Source organism: Patulibacter medicamentivorans (assembly GCF_000240225.1).
In the GTDB taxonomy this organism is placed as follows: Bacteria; Actinomycetota; Thermoleophilia; order Solirubrobacterales; family Solirubrobacteraceae; genus Patulibacter; species Patulibacter medicamentivorans.
On sequence record NZ_AGUD01000251.1, the window covers coordinates 1 to 17,627 of the forward strand.

Sequence of the window (17,627 nt, forward strand, 5' to 3'; positions counted from 1 at the left end):
CGATCGAGGGCGTACCGCACCCCCGCGGACCACACCCGCCACCCCAACCGAGCCCACAAGCGACCGAGAACACCCCGCGGACCACGCACGCCACCCCAGCCCGGGACCCGCCCGCCAGCTCGCGCGAGGCGCGATCGGACGGCTGTCACCCAAGGTCCGCCCCCGCGCGCGCTACCGTCTATCAACGGACGTCACCCTTCTGGCTCGCTCCGGAGGGTGGACGGCCGGCTTCACCGTCGCCGACCCACCCTGCCGCCATGCCGAACGTCACCAACCCCACCGTCGCCCCGGCCGCCGCGCCCGCCGTCGAGGCCGTCGCCGCGAACGACAAGTTCGTGCTGGAGGGGCTGACCTACGACGACGTGCTGCTGCTTCCGGGCCCGTCGGAGATCCTGCCCAACGAGGTGCTCACCGGCACCTGGCTGACCCGCAACATCCAGCTCAAGGTCCCGCTGCTGTCGGCGGCGATGGACACCGTCACCGAGGCCAAGATGGCGGTCGCGATGGCCCGCCAGGGCGGGATCGGGATCCTCCACCGCAACCAGTCGATCGAGGAGCAGGCCGCCCAGGTCGACACGGTCAAGCGGTCGGAGGCGGGGATGATCCGCCACCCGGTCACGATCGGGCCGGACGCGACGATCAACGACGCCGACGCGGTGATGGGGCGCTACGGGATCGGCGGCCTGCCGGTCTGCGACGGCGACGGGCGGCTGCTGGGGATCGTCACCAATCGCGACATCCGCTTCGAGTCCGACCACGACGCGCCGCTGCGCACGGTGATGACGCCGATGCCGCTGGTCACCGCGTCGCCGGGAACCTCGGCCGACGAGGCGATGCGGCTGCTGCGCGAGCACAAGATCGAGAAGCTGCCGCTGGTCGACGGCGACGGCCGGCTGGCCGGCCTGATCACGCTCAAGGACTTCACCAAGACCGAGAAGTACCCCGACGCGTCGAAGGACTCCTCCGGGCGCCTGCTGGTCGGCGCCGCGGTCGGCGTCGGCGCCGACAGTCGCGAGCGCGCGCACGCGCTGGTCGACGCCGGGGTCGACGTGCTGATCGTCGACACTGCCCACGGCCACCAGCGCGGCGTGCTCGACACCGTCGCCCGCGTCAAGCGCGAGACGTCGGTCGACGTGATCGGCGGCAACGTCGCGACCCAGGGCGGCGCCCAGGCGCTGATCGACGCCGGGGCCGACGCGGTCAAGGTCGGCGTCGGGCCGGGCTCGATCTGCACCACGCGGATCGTCGCCGGCGTCGGCGTCCCCCAGGTCTCGGCGATCTTCGAGGCCGCCAAGGCCGCGCGTCCCGCCGGCGTGCCGGTGATCGGCGACGGCGGCCTGCAGTTCTCGGGCGACATCGCCAAGGCGCTCGCCGCCGGCGCGTCGTCGGTGATGCTCGGCTCGCTGCTGGCCGGCTGCGAGGAGTCGCCCGGCGAGCTGGTCTTCATCAACGGCAAGCAGTTCAAGAGCTACCGCGGAATGGGCTCGCTCGGCGCGATGCAGGGCCGGCAGAGCTTCTCCAAGGACCGCTACTTCCAGGACACCGTCTCGGGCGACGACAAGCTCGTCCCGGAGGGCGTCGAGGGCCAGGTCCCCTACCGCGGTCCGCTGCAGGCGGTCGCGCACCAGCTGATCGGCGGCCTGCGGGCCTCGATGGGCTACACCGGCTCGGCGACCGTCCGCGAGCTGCAGGATCACGGCCAGTTCGTCCGGATCACGTCGGCGGGGCTGAAGGAGAGCCACGCCCACGACATCCAGATGACGGTCGAGGCGCCGAACTACACGACGCGCCCCCGTTGAGCCCCGGTCGGGCGGCCGGGCGCCGCTCGACCTGCCGCAGAGCCACTCGCCGCGCCGCGTAAGTCGCGGCGGGCTCGCCCGTTGTCCCTTCACGATCCACCATCCGAAGGGACGAGCACGATGATCATGGGCGACGAGCAGACCTGGGCCGAGCGCTGGGACCGGGCGGCGGCCGACTTCCTGGGCTGCCCGGTGGCGGCCTGCGCGCAGGGCACGCGGACGATGGGCTGGTCCTCGCTGGCCCTCGGGCAGCTGAGCGGGGCGGCCGGCATGGTCCAGGCCTTCCGCGGCAAGCGCAAGGCCGCCGGCCTGCCGCAGATCTTCCTGGTCGCGGTCACGGCCGACACGCTCCACGTCCTCGCGATGCCGAAGATGAACTGGAACGTGAAGGCGCCGAGGGCGGTCAAGGAGCTGGCCGTCTGGCGGCTGGCCGAGATCACGGTCGCGGCCGAGCCGGTCTTCAACGGGATCAAGCTCGTGATCGACGCCCCGGCCGAGGACGAGCACGTCGAGATCCAGATCCCCGAAGGCCTGCTAGGCGAGCGCGTCCTGCAGGCGGCGGGCGCGGGAGTGCCGGCATGACGATCCACAGGCAGCGGCGCGTCGCCGGCGGCTACGGCTGGTACTACCTCGGCTTCCTGATCGCCGCGATCGGCCTGGTGGCGGTCGCCTACGTCCTGATGACCGACTCCAGCCAGCTCGAGCTGCGGCCCTGGCGCCCGGTCGCCTATCTGGTCACGATCGGCGTCGTCGCGGCCGTCATCCGCGCCCGCGCCTCGCGGCGCCGCTGACGCGCTCGGCTCCCGCCGACGCCCACGCCGACCCGCGAGCGGGCTCCTGCCGCCTGCGATCGCCGCCGCCAGCCGCCCGGCGCGCCTCCAACGCGCCGGGCGGGCCCGGACGGTCAGCGCGACGCCAACGCGGCGTCGAGCTGCCGACCGACCTCGCGACCGAGGCGATCCTCGCGCTCGGTCGGAGACTCGGCCTGCTCGTGCAGCCGCTCGGCCTGCTGGGCCAGCGACTCCGGAGCGCGCTTGGCCTGCGGGGCCGGCGCCGCGGTCGGGTCGGGCAGCGGCACGCCCGGGCAGGAGCTGTCGCGGCGCGGCAGCACGCCCTCGATCAGGAACCGCAACGCGATCTGGTCGAAGCAGGGGTTGCCGCCGTAGATCCCGTGATCGCCCTCGTCGCGGATCGTCACGAACCGCGAGCCCCGGAACCCGCGATGGGCCGCTCGAGCGCCCTCGTACGGGGTCGCCGGATCGTGCGTCGAGTTGACCATCAGCGTCGCCGGGACGCCGCGCCCGTCGATCCGCTGCATCGTGCCGTAGGGCTGGCGCCAGAACGGGCACGGGTTCGCCGCCCACGTGTAGCCGAGCAGCGGGTAGCGGCGCCCGAGCCGCTCCGACAGCCGCACCAGGTCGGACGGGTCGCGCGACCACGGCGTGTCGCCGCAGGTGATCGTGAAGTAGCCCGCGTAGGTCGTGGCGTCGAAGAAGGCGCCGAAGACGGCCTGGATCGCGGCCTCGTCGTCCGGGGTCAGCGCGTCGGGACGCTCGATCGCCGCCAGCGCCTGCGCCAGCACCGGGAAGCCGTCCTTGCTGTACATCACGCCGACGACGCCGTTGTCGTAGTCGGCGGGCCCGATCGTGATCCCGGCGATCTGCAGCGGCTGGGCCTGCAGCGCGCGGCGGCGGGCCTCGTAGCGCGTCCGTGCCTCGCGGGCGCTGGTGCCGTAGTGGTAGAGCCTGTCGTAGCGCGCCATCCACGGCAGGAAGTCCTCCTGGAAGCGGCGCTCGAAGCCGAGCGGCTGGAGGTTCCCGTTCTCCGACCACGGCTCGGTGAAGTCGACGTTGGAGTCGAGCACGAAGCGGTCGGCGTGCTGCGGGAACGTCTGGACGTAGTGCGCGCCCAGCCAGGTGCCGGCCGAGTAGCCGATGTAGCTCATCCGCGGCTCGTCCAGCAGCCGCCGGACGAACTCCATGTCGCGGACGGTCTGCCAGGTGGTCACGTAGGGCTGCAGGGCCCCGGTCCGCGTCCGGCAGTCGGCGGCGGTCTTGTCGGACAGCTGGAGGGTGCGGGCGATGTTCTGCGGCGAGCGGTCGCGCCCGTCGAGGCCGAAGAAGGCGCGGTACTCGTCCTCGGTCTGGCAGGCGACGTTCGGCCGCGACGAGCCCATCCCGCGCGGGTCGAAGCCGACCAGGTCGTAGTGCTCGCGCAGCTGCGGGTGGACGAGCCCGGTGCCGATCGGCATCCCGAGACCGGAGGCGCCCGGCCCACCGGGGTTGAAGGTCACCATCCCGCGCTTGTCGCCACCCGTGGTCGGCAGCTTCGAGATCGCGATCTGGATGTCCTCGCCAGAGTCCGGCCGGGCCCAGTCGCGCGGGACCGCGACGCGCGCGCAGCGCAGGTCGGGGACCGCGCTGGAGCAGGCGACCCAGCCGATCTGCTGCTGCAGGTAGCGGGCCGGGATCTGCAGCTCGGCCGGCGGCGCGGGCGGACGCTGCCCGGCGTCAGCCGTGGCAGGGACTGCGAGGAGGCCGGCGGCGAGCAGCGGCGCCGACCGGCGTGCGAGCACGGCGAGCCGCGGTCGCAAGCGACGGGATGGGGACATCGGGGGACTCCTGGTCGAGGCGGATCCGAGGCGCTGGACGTCCTCCGGCGGGCGGGGCGTCACGGCGGGTCGGGCGCCGCAAGGGACTGGGGGAAGACCGCCACGCGACGGCCTTGGTCAGGTGAACGTACCAGCGGCGCCGGAGCCCGTGGGACCGATTCGCGGCAGCGTCGGCCGCGACCTGCCGCGCGCCCCGCAGCCGGCCCCGGCCCGCCATCGGTGGGGGCGCCGGCGGCCGCCGGTCGACAGCCGCGACGGCGACCGCGAGGATGCCCGCGATGACCGAGCGCCTGAGCATCGCCACCGCCGCCGGCAGCTTCGACGCGCTCGCCGCCGGACCGGCCGACGGCCGCGCGGTGCTGCTGCTGCACGGCTTCCCGGAGTCCGCGCGCGAATGGGATCGGCAGCTGACGGCGCTGGCCGCCTTCGGCTACCGCGCCGTCGCCGTCGACCAGCGCGGCTACTCGCCCGGCGTCCGGCCGACCGCGCCGGCCGACTACGCCCGGGCCGTGGTCGCCGGCGACGTGCTCGCGATCCTCGATGCCCTCGGCTGGGACCGCGTCGACCTGGTCGGGCACGACTGGGGCGCCAGCGCCGCCTGGGACGTCGCGATCACCCGTCCCGACCGCCTGCGGACGCCGACCGCGATCTCGGTCCCCCACCCCGACGCGTGGGCCGCGGCGCTCGAGCGCGACCCAGGGCAGCGCGAGCGGCTCGACTACATGCGGTTCTTGACCCGTGAGGACGCCGCGGAGCTGCTGCTGGCGGACGGCGCACGGCGACAGCGGGCGATGTACCAGGGCGCCGTCCCCGAGGCGCAGGTGGACGCTCACGTCGCGCTGCTGTCCCAGCCGGGGGCGATGGACGCGGTCCTCAACTGGTACCGGTCGATCCCGCTCGGCGGCCCGTCGGGGCCGGTGACCGTGCCGACCCTCTTCGCCTGGGGCGATCAGGACCTCGCCTTCGGCCGGATCGCCGCCGACGCCGTCGCCGAGCACGTCACCGGTCCCTATCGCTTCGCTCCGCTCGAGGGGATCACCCACTGGGTCCCCGAGCAGGCGCCGGAGCAGCTCAACGGGCTGCTGCTGGAGCACCTCGCGGCGCACCCCGCCTGAGCGGCGGGCGCTAGCTCAGCTCGCGCTCGCCGAGGACGATCGCCTCGGCGGTGCGAACGGCGTCGTCGACCAGCTCGCCGACCTCGTCGGCCGACTGCCGCCAGGCCCCGAGGACGTGCGCCGAGACGATCTCCGGATCGGTCGAGTCGGGGCGGCCGACGCCGATCCGCACGCGCCCGAAGGCCGGATCGCCGAAGCCGCGCTTGAGCGACTTGAGGCCGTTGTGGCCCGCGAGGCCGCCGCCGAGCCGCGAGCGGATCTCGCCGAACGGCAGGTCGATCTCGTCGTGCAGCACCAGCACGCGCTCGAGCGGCGTCTTGAGCTGGCCGCGCGCCGGGCCGGCCGACTCGCCCGAGTCGTTCATGAAGGTCTGCGGCAGCAGGATCGCGACCCGCGGACCGCCGACGCCGGCGCGGCCCTCGTAGAGCTGGCCTCGGAACTTGTCGCGCGGGCGCCCCAGGTCCCAGCGCTCGGCGAGCGCCCGGGCCACCTGGAAGCCGACGTTGTGCGGCGTGCGCTCGTAGCGCACGCCGGGGTTGCCGAGCCCGACGACCAGCCAGTCGGCGGGCGTGACACCGCGCAGGATCATCGCGGGCGGTGCCGTCGGAGCAGCAGGAGGCGGTCGCGCCGGCGCTACTCGCCGGCGGACTCCTCGGCGGCCTCGTCGCCACCGGCGGACTCGGCCGGGGCGTCGGCGGACGCCTCGGCAGCCGCGCCCTCCTCACCCTCGGCGCCGGCCTCGACCACGACCCGCGGAGCGCTGATGCTGACGACGACCGTCTCGGCGTCGTCGACGATCGTCACGCCGGCGGGCACGACGGCCTCGGCGAGCGTCAGGTTGTGCCCGATGCCCAGGTCGAGGATCGAGAGCGAGATCGACTCGGGGATCTCGTTCGGCAGCGCCTCGACGGTGACCTCGCGGAGCAGCTGCTCCACGACGCCGCCCTCGCGGACGCCGGCGGCCTCGTCGACGTCGGTCAGCTCGAGCGTGACGGGCTGCTGGATCGCCTGCTTGAGGTCGACGCGGAGCAGGTCGATGTGCATGATCTCGCCGCGGACCGGGTGCCGCTGGGCGTCCTTGAGGATCACCGGCTGCGTCGTCGAGGCGCCGTCGATCGAGAGGTCGATCACCGCGCCGGCGGCGGCCAGCGTGTGGCGCAGCGTGCGCGCGTCGACCACGATCGGCTGGGGCTCCAGATCGCCTCCGTAGATGACGCCGGGCACCTGACCGGTGCGACGCGTGCGGCGCGCGTCGCGCGAGTGCTGGGGGTCGCGGGACTCGACTGCGAGCGAGGAGGAGTTCGTTGCCATGAGCGGCGAGAGATGGTAGCGAAGTTCAGCCCGCGGGGACGGGCGGGTCGGTCGGGGCGTCGCCCTCCTCCCCCGGACCGGGCGGCGCGATCCCGCCGGGCGGCGAGGGCGGGATCGTGACCGGCCCGGTCGGGGCCGGCGCCAGCTGGTCGACGGCGCCGAACTCCTGGTGCAGGACGTCCCAGGCGGGCTTGCGGGTCCCGAACCGGCCGAGCAGCCCCTTGCCGTGCCAGGGCGGCGTCGGACGCGGGTTGCCGCCGGCCCAGTTCGGCCGCACCCGGAACTCCCGCAGCCCCCACCAGATCGCGCCCGACAACCACGGCCGCGAGCGGTAGACGGCGAAGTGGTAGGCGGCGTAGGCGCTCTGGAAGGCGAACGTCCCGTGCTCCTCGAGCGGCCCGTCGCGGTTGGCCTCGGCCCCGGTCTCGGTGATCATCCAGGCCTCGTTGGGATTGCAGGCCCGCAGCTTGTCGAGGAACGGCCCCAGGTTGACCGGGTCCGCCAGCGCGTCGGTCGGCCCGCCGTACCAGCCGAAGTAGTCGTTGAGCCCGATCAGGTCGAGCCGCCCGTAGGCGCCGACGCAGCCGCGCTGGACGCCGGCCTGGCGGGCGTAGGAGAGCGGCCGCGTCGGGTCGAGCTCGTCGCGCACGTCGCGGGCGGTCTTGATGTAGCGGACGATCGACGGCCCGGGGTTGGTGGTCAGCTCGTTGCCGACCGACCACGTGAAGACCGACGGGTGGTGGGCGTTGGTCTCGATCGTGGTCCGCAGCAGCCGCAGGGCCGCCAGGCGGACGGCGCGCTTCTTCAGCTCGCTGGCCCGCACCTGGTAGACCGGGATCTCGGTCCAGACCAGCAGGCCCAGGCGATCGGCCTCCTCGAGCATCCGCGGGTGCAGCGGGTAGTGGCCGCGGATCACCAGCCCGCCGAGCTCGCGCGCCTGCTCCAGCAGCAGGTCCTGGCCGCGGTCGGTGAGCGCCGAGCCGTGGGTCGCGTCCTGCTCGTGGAGCCCGACGCCGCGCAGGTTCACCGGCCGGAAGTTCAGCTCCAGCCGGCCGGCCCGGACCCGGATCGAGCGGATCCCCGTGCGGGCGCGCCAGTGGGCGACGCGGTCGCCGACCCGGTCCGCGAGCGGGCCGCTCCGGCGACCGCGGAGCGTCGCGTCGACGTCGATCCGGTAGAGGTGCGGCCGCGTCGGCGACCAGACGATCGGCTTGGGGACCTTCGCCGTCGCGTGGACGCTGCCGCGGGCGCCGGCCTTCAGCCGCACGCGCCCGAGCGAGGTGGCGCGGCCGGCGATCCGCGCGACCACGTCGACCGTCCGCGCGTGGCGGGTGACGTTGCGCAGCGTCGCCCGCACCCGGACCGTCCCGGCGCAGGTCGGGCACGGCAGGTCGGGGGTCGCCTGGACCCGCAGGTCGACCTGGTCGGCGTGGCGCAGCACGACCTCGCGCGGGATCCCGCCGTCGTTCCACCAGCCGCCGCCCGGCGAGCCGTCAGCCAGCGTCGAGCCCGGCGGGAAGTCGGACGGGGTCCGCCGGCTGTCGCTGCGGACGACCAGCGTCAGGGTTCCGTCGCGCCGGATCGCCCGCGCGGGGACGTCGACCTCGAACGGCTCGTAGGCCCCGCGGTGGCGGCCGATCAGCCGCCCTCCGACCCAGATCGTGGCGCCGACCGAGACCCGCTCGAAGCGCAGGATCCAGCGGCCGCCGGCGCGGGTCGAGGCGATCCGCGGCAGCCGCAGCTCGCGGCGGTACCAGGCGACGCCGCCGGCCATCGAGGCGTTGCCGTCGTCGCCGGCGTTCCAGACGCTCGGCACGGTCCCCGGCGTCCAGCCGTCGGCCGACCCCGGCCGCTCCCAGTGCTGGGCCAGCCCGACGTCGCCCGGGTCGCGGCGGATCAGCCAGCGGCCGCCGACGGTCCAGCGGTCGTCCTGCCCGGCGAAGACCCGCAGCTTCGGGCTCGGGCCGGTCGCGGCCGGTGCAGGCGACGCGGCGGCGGTCACCGGGAGCAGCGCGGGAGCGACGGCGACGAGGAGCGGGACCAGGACCGCGAGCAGGCGTGAGCGCACCGCGCGTTCTCTATCAGCCCGACGCGACAGGGCGCGTCGCCTCCCCGGCCGGGCACGGGTCCGGCGGGCGCTGTCCCGGCGCCGCCGGGCCGGATACGCTCTGCGGCGATGGGACTGCTCTTCAAGCCGTTCGCCCTGCTCCTCGGCATGATCGCCTCGCGGCTGGCCGGGACCGTCTTCGACCGCATCTGGAGCGCGGTCGACGGCGATCCGCCGCCGGACCCGAAGGTCCGCGAGGACTCCGGCCCGCGAGCCGTCGCCGCGGTCGCGCTGCAGGCCGGCGTGTTCGCCGGCGTCAGCGCCGCGGTCAGCCGCTACGGGATGCACGTCTTCGAGCACCTCTTCGGCCGCTGGCCCGGCGCCCGCCGGCCGACCGACGCCGAGTAGTCGCGAGACCGCCACCCGCCGCGGGCCGACGCGCCGCGGGTCGATGCCTGATGTTCGTGGCGCGGGTGGATGCCTGGTGTTCGCGCCGCGGGTGGATGCCTGGTGTTCGTGGACCGAGGAGGGCGGGGCGGACGAGCCGAGAGCTGGACGCCAGTCCTGCCTCGGCTCGGCCGACCCGAGATCCGCCGCGTCCACGGACGCCAGGCGCCACCCGCCGTCCACGGACGCCGGGCGCCGTCGGCTACTTCAGGCCGCGGAACGCGGTCCAGGTGGCGCGGGTGCCGCCGTCGGCGGTCTTGAGGCCGGACTTCCAGTCGCTGCTGCCGGCGGGATCCCGCAGCTGGTACCAGACGAACGACTTGACCTTGTACTTCTTGGCCGTCTTCCAGGCCGCCTTCAGGTAGCTGGCGGCGCGCGAGTCCGGGGTCTTGAACTTGCCCTCGGTCCGGTAGGCGAACTCGGTGATGTGGATGTTGCGGGCAGCGGCGCTGGAGAGCCGGCCCGAGCGCGCGAGCTTCTTGATCTGCTCGATCGTGGTCTTCAGGTTGCCGTGCACCCACTGGTCCTTGTTCGCGACCGCCTTGGTCGGCGAGCGCGAGAAGTCGTAGGTGTGGATCGTGAAGCCGTCGCCGAGCAGCTTGGTCTTGCAGCTGCCCGAGCTGGAGCTCGCCTTGTAGCTGCTGTTCAGGCAGAGCGCCGTGCGGAAGAACGCGCCCGGGTTGACCGATCCGAACGACGAGCGGACGTTCGGCGACGGCTCGCCGATCAGCACCTTGCCGTCGCGGTCGACCCGCTTGATCGCCTTGTAGACCCGGTTGTTGAGCGTCACCCAGCGGCGGGCGTTGGCGGCGCCGGTCGGCCAGGCGGTCTTGTAGTTGGGCTCGTTGAAGCTCAGGTAGCCCGACAGCGGAATGTCGGCCAGGCCGGCGGCGACCGACTGCATGAAGGTCACGTAGGCGGTCTGGGTCGCGGCCGGCACCTTGTAGCCGGCCTTCTTCCCACGGCCGATCGCGGCGTAGGAGCCGACCAGCAGCTTCGCGCCGGCGGCGCGGCCCTCGGTCGCGGCGCGGCGCAGGCGCTCCAGCTGGGCGGCGTCGATCGCGGTCGCCTTGCCGTCCCACTTGGCGAGGACGCGGACCGTCCGCACCTTGGCGTCCTTGGCGTCGGCCCAGAAGGCCGCGCGGGTCGCCGCGTTGTCGGACAGGATCATCGGGTCGTCCTGCAGGCCCTTGAGCGGCGCCGCGTCGGCGGCGGCGGGCACGGCCAGCAGCGAGGCCGCGAGCAGGGCCGTGGCCGAGAGCCTCTTCGTCGTGGGGGACGTCATCGGTGGAGAACCTCCGGGTCGGGACAGGGTCGGGGCGCGGGGCAGGCGGCCGACCGAGCGGGTCGTTCCTGGCCGACCCGCCCGCCACCGGTGCTCCGCCCGGTCGGCGCCGGCGAGCCGGCCCGACAGCGCCCAGCGTCGTGACGACGCCATGATGGCAGGGACCACTCAGTCCGCGCGCCGGATCACCAGGCCGCGGGCCTGGAGCGTCGCCAGCGCGTCCTCGAAGGCGCCGAAGTCGCGGCCGACCAGCAGGTCGATCGGGCGGCCGGAGGGACCGGCGGTCCGCAGCCACCGTCGCAGCGTCGGGACGCCGACCTGCTCGGCCGGCTCCTCGGTCAGCGCCAGCAGCAGTCGCAGCTGGGGCTTGTGCTCGAGCTCGCCGCCGATCACGGCCAGCGGGTCGGCGTCGAGCACCTCGAGCACCTCCTCGTCGGAGAGCCCGAGCCGCTCGGCCAGCAGCTGCACGGCGGTGGTGGACACCGTTCGAGGCTAGCGGGCCGCCGGCGGACCGCGATATTGACCAGGACCGGCAGACACGTCGGCACCTCATTCGTCAGTGCGAAGTAGGCCGAAGCCCGGGACCCCTGTTCATCGCTGTGGAGATCCTAGAGACTCGGTACATGGTCGCCCCGAACACCGACGGACAGGTAGAAGGCCAACTCAGTCTCGTCGACGAGACTGAGGGTTCGTCTGCCGGGAGCATGTCGGCACTCATCGCGCCGCCGCCTCACACTGACGAGCGCCCGCCCGCCATCCGGTCCGTTCGTATGCGGTCCTTTAAGAGCTTCCCGGACTGCACCGTGACCCTTGGTGCGTTCAACGTGCTGGCCGGCGCCAACAACGCTGGGAAATCAACCCTCCTCCAGGCAATTGATCTTGTCTTCGCGCTGCTGAAGATCCATGCCGAGGGCGCCGGTGATCGGCTGGCCCTTGGAAGGCTCGTCCCGCCGACGGTCCTGCCCGTCGCGACTCCGCAGGATCTTTGGTTCGAACGTCGTGTGAGAAGCGGGAACGACAACATCTACTGCGAGGTCGGTTTGGAGTTCTCAGACGAGAGTCGTGTCATGTTCGGACTGCGCAACCTCTATGGCGGCATCAATAGTCGTGTGAGAGAGCAGACAGGCATGGCGGGCTCGCGGCTGACGGCCCTGCTCGCTCGGCCCGCGCTGTGGGTCCCGAGTGCTACCGGCGTTGTTCGAGACGAGGAGTATCGGACGCCAGCACGCAGAGCAGCCCTAATCAGCGCTGGCCGACACAACGAGGTAGTCCGAAACTTGCTCGTCGAGCTACGAAAAGACCGGCCCGAGGAGTTCACCTACCTTCAGCAACTCCTTGAGGATCGCTTCGGCGCATCTATCGCCGCTGTGTCATTCAACGAGACGCTAGACCAGTTCGTCAGCACGGAATACACGCGCGGCGCGGTCAGTCACGACCTGTACTCGGCCGGCTCCGGGTTCGTTCAGATTGTCCAACTTCTCTCGTTCATCCTCACCCGCGACGCGGGGATAGTCCTTCTGGACGAACCCGACGCACACCTACACAGCGCTCTCCAGCGGACCATCGGGGACCTATTCAGCACTCTGTCGGTCGAACGAGGGTTCCAGGTAGTGATCGCTACGCACTCGAAGGAGATCATCAACTCGGTAGACCCTTCGAATCTCGTCCTCATCGAGCCGGGGGCCACGCGCGTTGAGGTGGGATCGGACGCAGTGACGCCCATGACCGTATTGCAGTCGCTCGGGGACATCGACAACGTTGATGCCTACGCGCTAATCAGGAACCGCCGGTGCCTCTTCGTTGAAGGCCCGAAGGACCGCGAGATCTTCTCGCGGTTTGCTGCGACGCTCAGGCTAAGGTTGTTTACCGGGGACGACCGCATAGTCACGCTGGCCGTCGGCGGATCAACGCGAATCGAGCACATCGAGCAACTCGACGTGATCGAGTCACTGATCGGAAGGAAGGTCGCGTCGCTAGAGGTCCGGGACCGGGATGGCCGCACCGATGAGGTTCGGACGGTTGCCATCGGGGATCGAGAGCGTCCGCTGCACATCCTCCAGCGCGACTGCATCGAGAGCTATCTCATGGATCCGGCAGTTATCGCCCGAGTCATCACGACGCTCAGTGAGCAGCGTGGGAAAGCCCAGACGCCCTCAGTCGATGAGATCGCGGGGGTTATCGATCAGACCTGCGATGAGATACGGGACGTCGCCATAGATCGGCTCACAGACCGATCCATGAAGGATGCATTCGCCCAGGGGGATCGGAATCAGACGGTCACCAAGAGCCGACCCGCCATGAGTGAGTGGGTGGAGGCGCGGTGGTCCGACCTCGATTCTCGTCTGGAAGTTCTGCCCGGCAAACTGCTGATGAGCAAGGTGCTCCCCAAGATCCAGCAGAGCTACGGCGTGAGCTTCGGGACTTCAAAAATCGCGGAAGCGTTCACGGCGTCGGACATCCCCGCCGAACTCGTGCAGCTCCTGGATCAGATCTCCGAACTCACGGCAGCGGAACCGGATGTCGTCAGGCCGGACGATCCCGAAGCGCTAGCGATCGGGGATCCCGATCTGGCTACAGGCTCGACAGCAGACTCTGAGGAGAGCTAGCGACGACCCTGGTCTAGAAGAGCTGGTTCTCGCCCTCGAAGACCTCGCTGACCGAGTCGTCGGTGAAGATCCGGCGAATCGAGTCGGTCAGGAGGTTGGCGCACGAGACGACGTGGACGTTGTCGGGCGCGCCGGGGCGCAGCGGGATCGTGTCGGTGACGACGATCTGCTCGAACGGGGCCGCGGCGAGGTTCTCGAACGCGCGGCCGCTGAAGACGGCGTGGGTGGCGGCGGCGTAGACCCGCGACGCGCCGGCGGCCTTGACGACCTCGCCGGCGGCGCGCAGCGTGCCGGCGGTGTCGATCATGTCGTCGACGATGATCGCCGTCTTGCCGGCGACGTCGCCGATCACGTGGCCGATCTCGGCGACCTGCTGCTGCGGCCGCTCCTTGTCGAGGATCGCCAGGTCGGCGCCCATCCGGTTGGCGAACTTCTTGTTCAGCTTGACCCGGCCGGCGTCCGGCGCCACGACGACCAGCTCGTCGTCGAGGTTGAGGTCCATGAAGTACTGCGTGAGCATCATCATCGCCGTCATGTGATCGACGGGGATCTGGAAGAAGCCCTGGACCTGGCCGGCGTGGAGATCCATCGTCAGCACGCGGTCGGCACCGGCCGACTCGAGCATCCGGGCCACCAGGCGGGCGGAGATCGGCTCGCGCGGGGCGCTCTTCTTGTCCTGGCGCGAGTAGCCGTACCACGGGGTCACCGCGATCACGCGGTGGGCGCTGGCGCCGACCGCGGCGTCGATCATCACCAGCAGCTCCATCAGCGCGTCGTTGGCGCTGATGCCCGTCTCCGGGTTGCCGCAGGTCGGCTGCACGAGGAAGACGTCGGCGCCGCGGATCGAGTCCTCGAAGCGGCAGTAGACCTCGCCGTTGGAGAAGGTCTTCAGCGTGACCGGGCCTGGACCGACCCCCAGGCGCGAGCCGATCGCGTCGGCCAGCGCCGGGTTGGCGCGGCCGCTGAACATCATCAGTCGCTTGTCATAGCCGAGCGGCAGGCTGGTCGCAGTATCGGCGGACGGCAGGATCGCGCTCACGGGTGGCTAGGTCCAGGGTGCGGGATTGAGGAGGAGCTCGGCCGGACGCACCGTGGTGGCCGCCGCCTGGGGAGGGTATCCGGAGCGGGCGATCGAATGCGGACGGATCGCACCGATGAGCCGGACCGACGTCCGAGCGGCGCGCGGCGAGCCGCCGTCGCGCCCCGCCCTATCGCTGCTCACGAGCGCGTGCCGCCGCCTGCTCGGCGTAGCCCTCGAGGTTGCGCTGACGCTCGCGGGCGATCCCGAGCGCGCCGGCCGGCACGTCCTTCGTGATCACGCTGCCGGCGCCGGTGTAGGCCCCGTCGCCGACCGTCACCGGGGCGACGAGCGTGGTGTCGACGCTGGTCTTGACGCCGTCGCCGACCGTCGTGCGGTGCTTGCGGTGGCCGTCGTAGTTGGCGGTGATCGTGGCCGCCCCCAGGTTGCTGCCGGCGCCGACGTCGGCGTCGCCGATGTAGGACAGGTGCGGGACCTTCGAGCCCGGGCCGATGTCGCTGTTCTTGATCTCGACGAACGTGCCGGCCTTGGCCCTGGCCCGCAGGACCGTTCCCGGGCGCAGGTAGGCGAACGGGCCGATCGTGGCGCCGGCCTCGGCGCGGGCCTCGAGCAGGTGGCTGTGGATCGCCGTGACCCCCTCGGCCAGCTCGGCGTCGATCGCCGTCGTGTGCGGCCCGACGGTCGCGCCGGCCGCGATCGTCGTCCGGCCCCGCAGGACGCAGCCCGGCTCGATCGTGGCGTCGGGCGCGATCGTCACGTCGCGCTCGATCACCGTCGAGGCCGGGTTGACGATCGTGACGCCGGCCCGCAGGTGGCGCTCGTGGATCCGGCGCTGGGCGATCTCGCGCACGACCCCCAGCTCGAAGCGGTCGTTGACGCCGAGGACGACCTCGGGGGTGGCGGCGACGTGCGCGCCGATCCGGTCGCCGTCGGCCCGCAGCAGCCCGAGCACGTCGGGCAGGTAGCGCTCGTTCTGGGCGTTGTCGCTGCCGACCCGCGGCAGCGCGTCGCGCAGGCGCCCGCCGTCGAAGCAGTAGACGCCGGCGTTGACCTCGCGGATCCGCAGCTCCTCGGGGGTCGCGTCGCCGGCGGCCTTGGTCTCGACGACCTTGACGACCGCCCCGTCGGCGTCGCGCACGACGCGGCCGAGCTGACCGGGGTCGTCCAGCTCGGCGCTGAGGATCGTGGCCGCGTTGCCCTCGGCGGCGTGGGTCGCCAGCAGCGCGCGGACGACGTCGGCGGTCACCAGCGGCGCGTCGCCGGTGAGGACGACCACCGGCCGGCCGGCCTCGACGTGCGGCAGCGCGGCGGCGACGGCGCCGCCGGTCCCGTCGCCGTGCTCGGGAACGTCCTGGACGACGGTCACGACGCCCTCGGGCAGGTGCCCGTCGAGCGGTCGCGCGGGCTGGTCGACGACCACGATCCGGTGGGCGTCGACGCCGGCCGCGCTCTCCAGGACCCAGCCGATCAGCGGCACGCCGCAGATCTCGTGCAGGACCTTCGGGGTCGTCGACCGCATGCGGGTGCCACGGCCGGCGGCGAGGACGATGACGGTCGGTGCGGGGTTCTCGCTCACGGGCGCAGGGTATGCGACCGGCGCGGCTGGTTCGCGCGCGCCGGCCGCGAGCGGCTCAGGGGCGCGGCAGGTAGCCCCAGCGCTTCAGCCGCCGGTCGAGCCCCTGGACGAAGGCCCGGCCCTGCGAGCGCTTGGCGGCCGCCGAGCGTCGCTGCGAGAAGCCGGAGGCGAGCCTGCCGCGGTCGGCCAGCCGGCGGAGGATCCGCAGGACCGCGGTCCGCTGCCCCAGCCGGTAGCCGTCGGCCGCCCAGGCGGCCGCCACGCCACGGGCCTCGTAGATCGACCGGCGGGTGATCCGGTCCAGCAGCTTGCGCTGCTGGCGCTGATCGGCACGGACGTCGTCCAGGTACGAGGTGGTGACGTCGATCCACCCGGCCTGCCCGGTCCACCGCCACAGCTGGGTCGGCGCCGACGACGCGGCGTGCGAGGTGTAGAGGTCGATGAAGCGGATGTCGCCGCTCTCGAAGATCGGCACCGCGCCCTCGCCGGTGCCGCCGGGGCGGCTGATCAGCCGGTAGCCCTCGTCGCGGAACTCCTTCGGCGACTGCAGGTAGCCGGAGCCGTCGGGCTTCAGGTTGAAGATCGTGGTGTCGACGCAGCAGTGGGCGCCGCCGGTGTACTGGTCGACGATCACCTCGGGCTCGCCGTTGCCGTCGAGGTCGCGGACGACGAGCGCGTCGCTGCCCTCGTCCCAGCCCAGCAGCGTGCAGCTGCTCTTGCCCTCGTAGATGCAGCCGGCGCCCTTCGGCGCGCCGTCGAACAGCGTCGTGCCGTTGCGGCTGATCTTCAGCTGGACGCCGGCGCCGGTGCCGTCGAAGCTGCTGCCGACGCTGGTGGCGGTCGCGGCGACCGGGCCCCCGGTGACCGTGCGGGTGATCCGCTTCGGCGCCGCCGTCGCGGCGACCGGCAGGGCGAGCGCGACGAGGCCGGTGGCGATGGCGATGTTCGTGCGAGATCGAAGCACGGGAGCTCCTTGGCAGGGGACGACGACCGCGGCATCCTCCGTCAGCCGGACCACGAGCACCATCCCTCGCGCGTGGGAGCCCACTCCCCCTCCCCTCCGGCGGCGGTCTCAACCTCTTCACTCGCGGGCGAGGGGCCGCTGCGATCGTCCACGCGGTCGTGCCCCTGGCCCTCCCCGTCCGCCGTCCTGGTGCGGCGCGTCCCCAGCGGATCGCGTCGACGGTCTCCGCCGCGATGGCCACCGGCGCGGGCCTCGACCTGCTGGCGCACGTCGCGCGCGGCTCGCATGCCGCCGTCGTCCCGCACGTCGCCCCGGTTGCCGCCGGGATCGCGGTCGTCGCGCTGCTCGGCACGCTGCTGGCGCGGCGCGAGGTCGGCACCCCCTGCACCTCGTGGCGCCGGCGGCTCCTGACGACGGTCGCGATCGTGCTCTGCGGCCTGCTCACGCAGGAGCTGGCGGCGATCCTGGCCGGCACCGGCCACGGGGCGGACGTCGGCGAGCTGGCCGTCCACGCCGGCCAGGCCGTGCTGCCCCTGGCCCTGCTCGGGGGTGGCGTGGTCGCGCTCGCGATCGGCGTCGCGCGGGTGGTGGGCCGTGGGATCGGGCTGGTCGCCCCGGCGACCGTCGCCCTGCTGACCGTGCCGCTGCGGGTCGCCGCCGCGGCCGACGCCCTGGCACCGCCGGGGCCGCTCGCGGTCCCCCGGCTTGCCGGGCGCGCGCCACCGCTCGCCTAGCCGGTCGCGCCGCGCCGTCGCGGCCACCGCGTGACGGCGGTCGTGGCACGTCGTACGGCGCCACGGCCTCGTCCCGGTGCCGGGCCCGATCGG

General features: G+C 72.7%; 16 protein-coding genes. 7 read left to right on the forward strand and 9 right to left on the reverse strand.

Annotation, left to right across the window (positions count from 1 at the left end; all coding sequences use genetic code 11):
* Positions 1–257 precede the first annotated feature (257 nt).
* The 3 genes from guaB to PAI11_RS17715 all read left to right on the forward strand — a co-directional run bounded on the left by guaB (position 258) and on the right by PAI11_RS17715 (position 2,590).
* Positions 258–1,799 carry an IMP dehydrogenase gene (gene guaB / locus PAI11_RS17705; protein ID WP_007577313.1) on the forward strand — a complete coding sequence of 514 codons (1,542 nt, stop codon included), beginning with the start codon at positions 258–260 and terminating at the stop codon, positions 1,797–1,799.
* A gap of 126 nt (positions 1,800–1,925) precedes the next feature.
* Complete coding sequence (locus tag PAI11_RS17710) at positions 1,926–2,381, forward strand: hypothetical protein (protein WP_040600822.1); 456 nt, start codon at positions 1,926–1,928, stop codon at positions 2,379–2,381.
* Positions 2,378–2,590: a hypothetical protein gene (locus PAI11_RS17715; protein ID WP_007577317.1), complete on the forward strand. Its 213-nt coding sequence runs from the start codon at positions 2,378–2,380 to the stop codon at positions 2,588–2,590. The genes PAI11_RS17710 and PAI11_RS17715 overlap by 4 nt, the downstream gene beginning before the upstream one ends.
* Positions 2,591–2,703: 113 nt before the next feature.
* Here PAI11_RS17715 and PAI11_RS17720 read toward each other — a convergent pair whose 3' ends face one another.
* Positions 2,704–4,410 (reverse strand): alpha/beta hydrolase, encoded by a 1,707-nt coding sequence (locus tag PAI11_RS17720; RefSeq protein ID WP_081488508.1) that lies wholly within the window; start codon positions 4,408–4,410, stop codon positions 2,704–2,706.
* Positions 4,411–4,688: 278 nt separating this feature from the next.
* On the opposite strand from PAI11_RS17720, the gene PAI11_RS17725 reads away from it, so the two are divergent.
* The gene (locus tag PAI11_RS17725) at positions 4,689–5,525 is read left to right on the forward strand and encodes an alpha/beta fold hydrolase (RefSeq protein ID WP_007577322.1); all 837 of its coding nucleotides are present in this window, start codon (positions 4,689–4,691) and stop codon (positions 5,523–5,525) included.
* Between the two features lie 10 nt (positions 5,526–5,535).
* Here PAI11_RS17725 and pth read toward each other — a convergent pair whose 3' ends face one another.
* From pth to PAI11_RS17740, 3 genes are read right to left on the reverse strand one after another with little or no spacing between them, the layout of a single operon-like run.
* Positions 5,536–6,114 carry an aminoacyl-tRNA hydrolase gene (gene pth / locus PAI11_RS17730; RefSeq protein ID WP_007577323.1) on the reverse strand — a complete coding sequence of 193 codons (579 nt, stop codon included), beginning with the start codon at positions 6,112–6,114 and terminating at the stop codon, positions 5,536–5,538.
* Between the two features lie 44 nt (positions 6,115–6,158).
* Positions 6,159–6,836 carry a 50S ribosomal protein L25 gene (locus tag PAI11_RS17735; protein ID WP_007577324.1) on the reverse strand — a complete coding sequence of 226 codons (678 nt, stop codon included), beginning with the start codon at positions 6,834–6,836 and terminating at the stop codon, positions 6,159–6,161.
* A gap of 25 nt (positions 6,837–6,861) precedes the next feature.
* Complete coding sequence (locus tag PAI11_RS17740) at positions 6,862–8,904, reverse strand: glycoside hydrolase family 2 protein (RefSeq protein WP_007577325.1); 2,043 nt, start codon at positions 8,902–8,904, stop codon at positions 6,862–6,864.
* A gap of 108 nt (positions 8,905–9,012) precedes the next feature.
* Here PAI11_RS17740 and PAI11_RS17745 point away from each other — a divergent pair, with 108 nt between their 5' ends.
* Positions 9,013–9,291, forward strand: coding sequence for a DUF4235 domain-containing protein (locus tag PAI11_RS17745; protein ID WP_007577326.1), 279 nt, complete (start codon positions 9,013–9,015; stop codon positions 9,289–9,291).
* A 241-nt stretch (positions 9,292–9,532) separates the two neighbouring features.
* On the opposite strand, the gene PAI11_RS17750 is transcribed toward PAI11_RS17745, so the two are convergent.
* Together PAI11_RS17750 and PAI11_RS17755 are read right to left on the reverse strand one after the other, a co-directional pair.
* Positions 9,533–10,615 carry a cellulase family glycosylhydrolase gene (locus tag PAI11_RS17750; protein ID WP_007577327.1) on the reverse strand — a complete coding sequence of 361 codons (1,083 nt, stop codon included), beginning with the start codon at positions 10,613–10,615 and terminating at the stop codon, positions 9,533–9,535.
* A 168-nt stretch (positions 10,616–10,783) separates the two neighbouring features.
* Positions 10,784–11,098 (reverse strand): hypothetical protein, encoded by a 315-nt coding sequence (locus tag PAI11_RS17755; protein WP_007577328.1) that lies wholly within the window; start codon positions 11,096–11,098, stop codon positions 10,784–10,786.
* A gap of 140 nt (positions 11,099–11,238) precedes the next feature.
* On the opposite strand from PAI11_RS17755, the gene PAI11_RS17760 reads away from it, so the two are divergent.
* Positions 11,239–13,221, forward strand: a complete 1,983-nt coding sequence (locus PAI11_RS17760; RefSeq protein ID WP_040600823.1) for an ATP-dependent nuclease — start codon at positions 11,239–11,241, stop codon at positions 13,219–13,221.
* 13 nt (positions 13,222–13,234) lie between these two features.
* Here the strand turns inward: PAI11_RS17760 and PAI11_RS17765 are convergent, their stop codons facing one another.
* From PAI11_RS17765 to PAI11_RS17775, 3 genes are all read right to left on the reverse strand, one after another.
* On the reverse strand, positions 13,235–14,194 hold the full coding sequence (locus tag PAI11_RS17765) for a ribose-phosphate diphosphokinase (protein WP_007577330.1): 960 nt from the start codon (positions 14,192–14,194) through the stop codon (positions 13,235–13,237).
* Positions 14,195–14,429: 235 nt separating this feature from the next.
* Positions 14,430–15,836, reverse strand: a complete 1,407-nt coding sequence (glmU, locus tag PAI11_RS17770; RefSeq protein WP_007577331.1) for a bifunctional UDP-N-acetylglucosamine diphosphorylase/glucosamine-1-phosphate N-acetyltransferase GlmU — start codon at positions 15,834–15,836, stop codon at positions 14,430–14,432.
* Between the two features lie 55 nt (positions 15,837–15,891).
* Positions 15,892–16,800, reverse strand: a complete 909-nt coding sequence (locus PAI11_RS17775) for a hypothetical protein (protein ID WP_040600824.1) — start codon at positions 16,798–16,800, stop codon at positions 15,892–15,894.
* A 158-nt stretch (positions 16,801–16,958) separates the two neighbouring features.
* Here PAI11_RS17775 and PAI11_RS17780 point away from each other — a divergent pair, with 158 nt between their 5' ends.
* Positions 16,959–17,534 carry a hypothetical protein gene (locus PAI11_RS17780; RefSeq protein ID WP_138974398.1) on the forward strand — a complete coding sequence of 192 codons (576 nt, stop codon included), beginning with the start codon at positions 16,959–16,961 and terminating at the stop codon, positions 17,532–17,534.
* Positions 17,535–17,627: the final 93 nt, after the last annotated feature.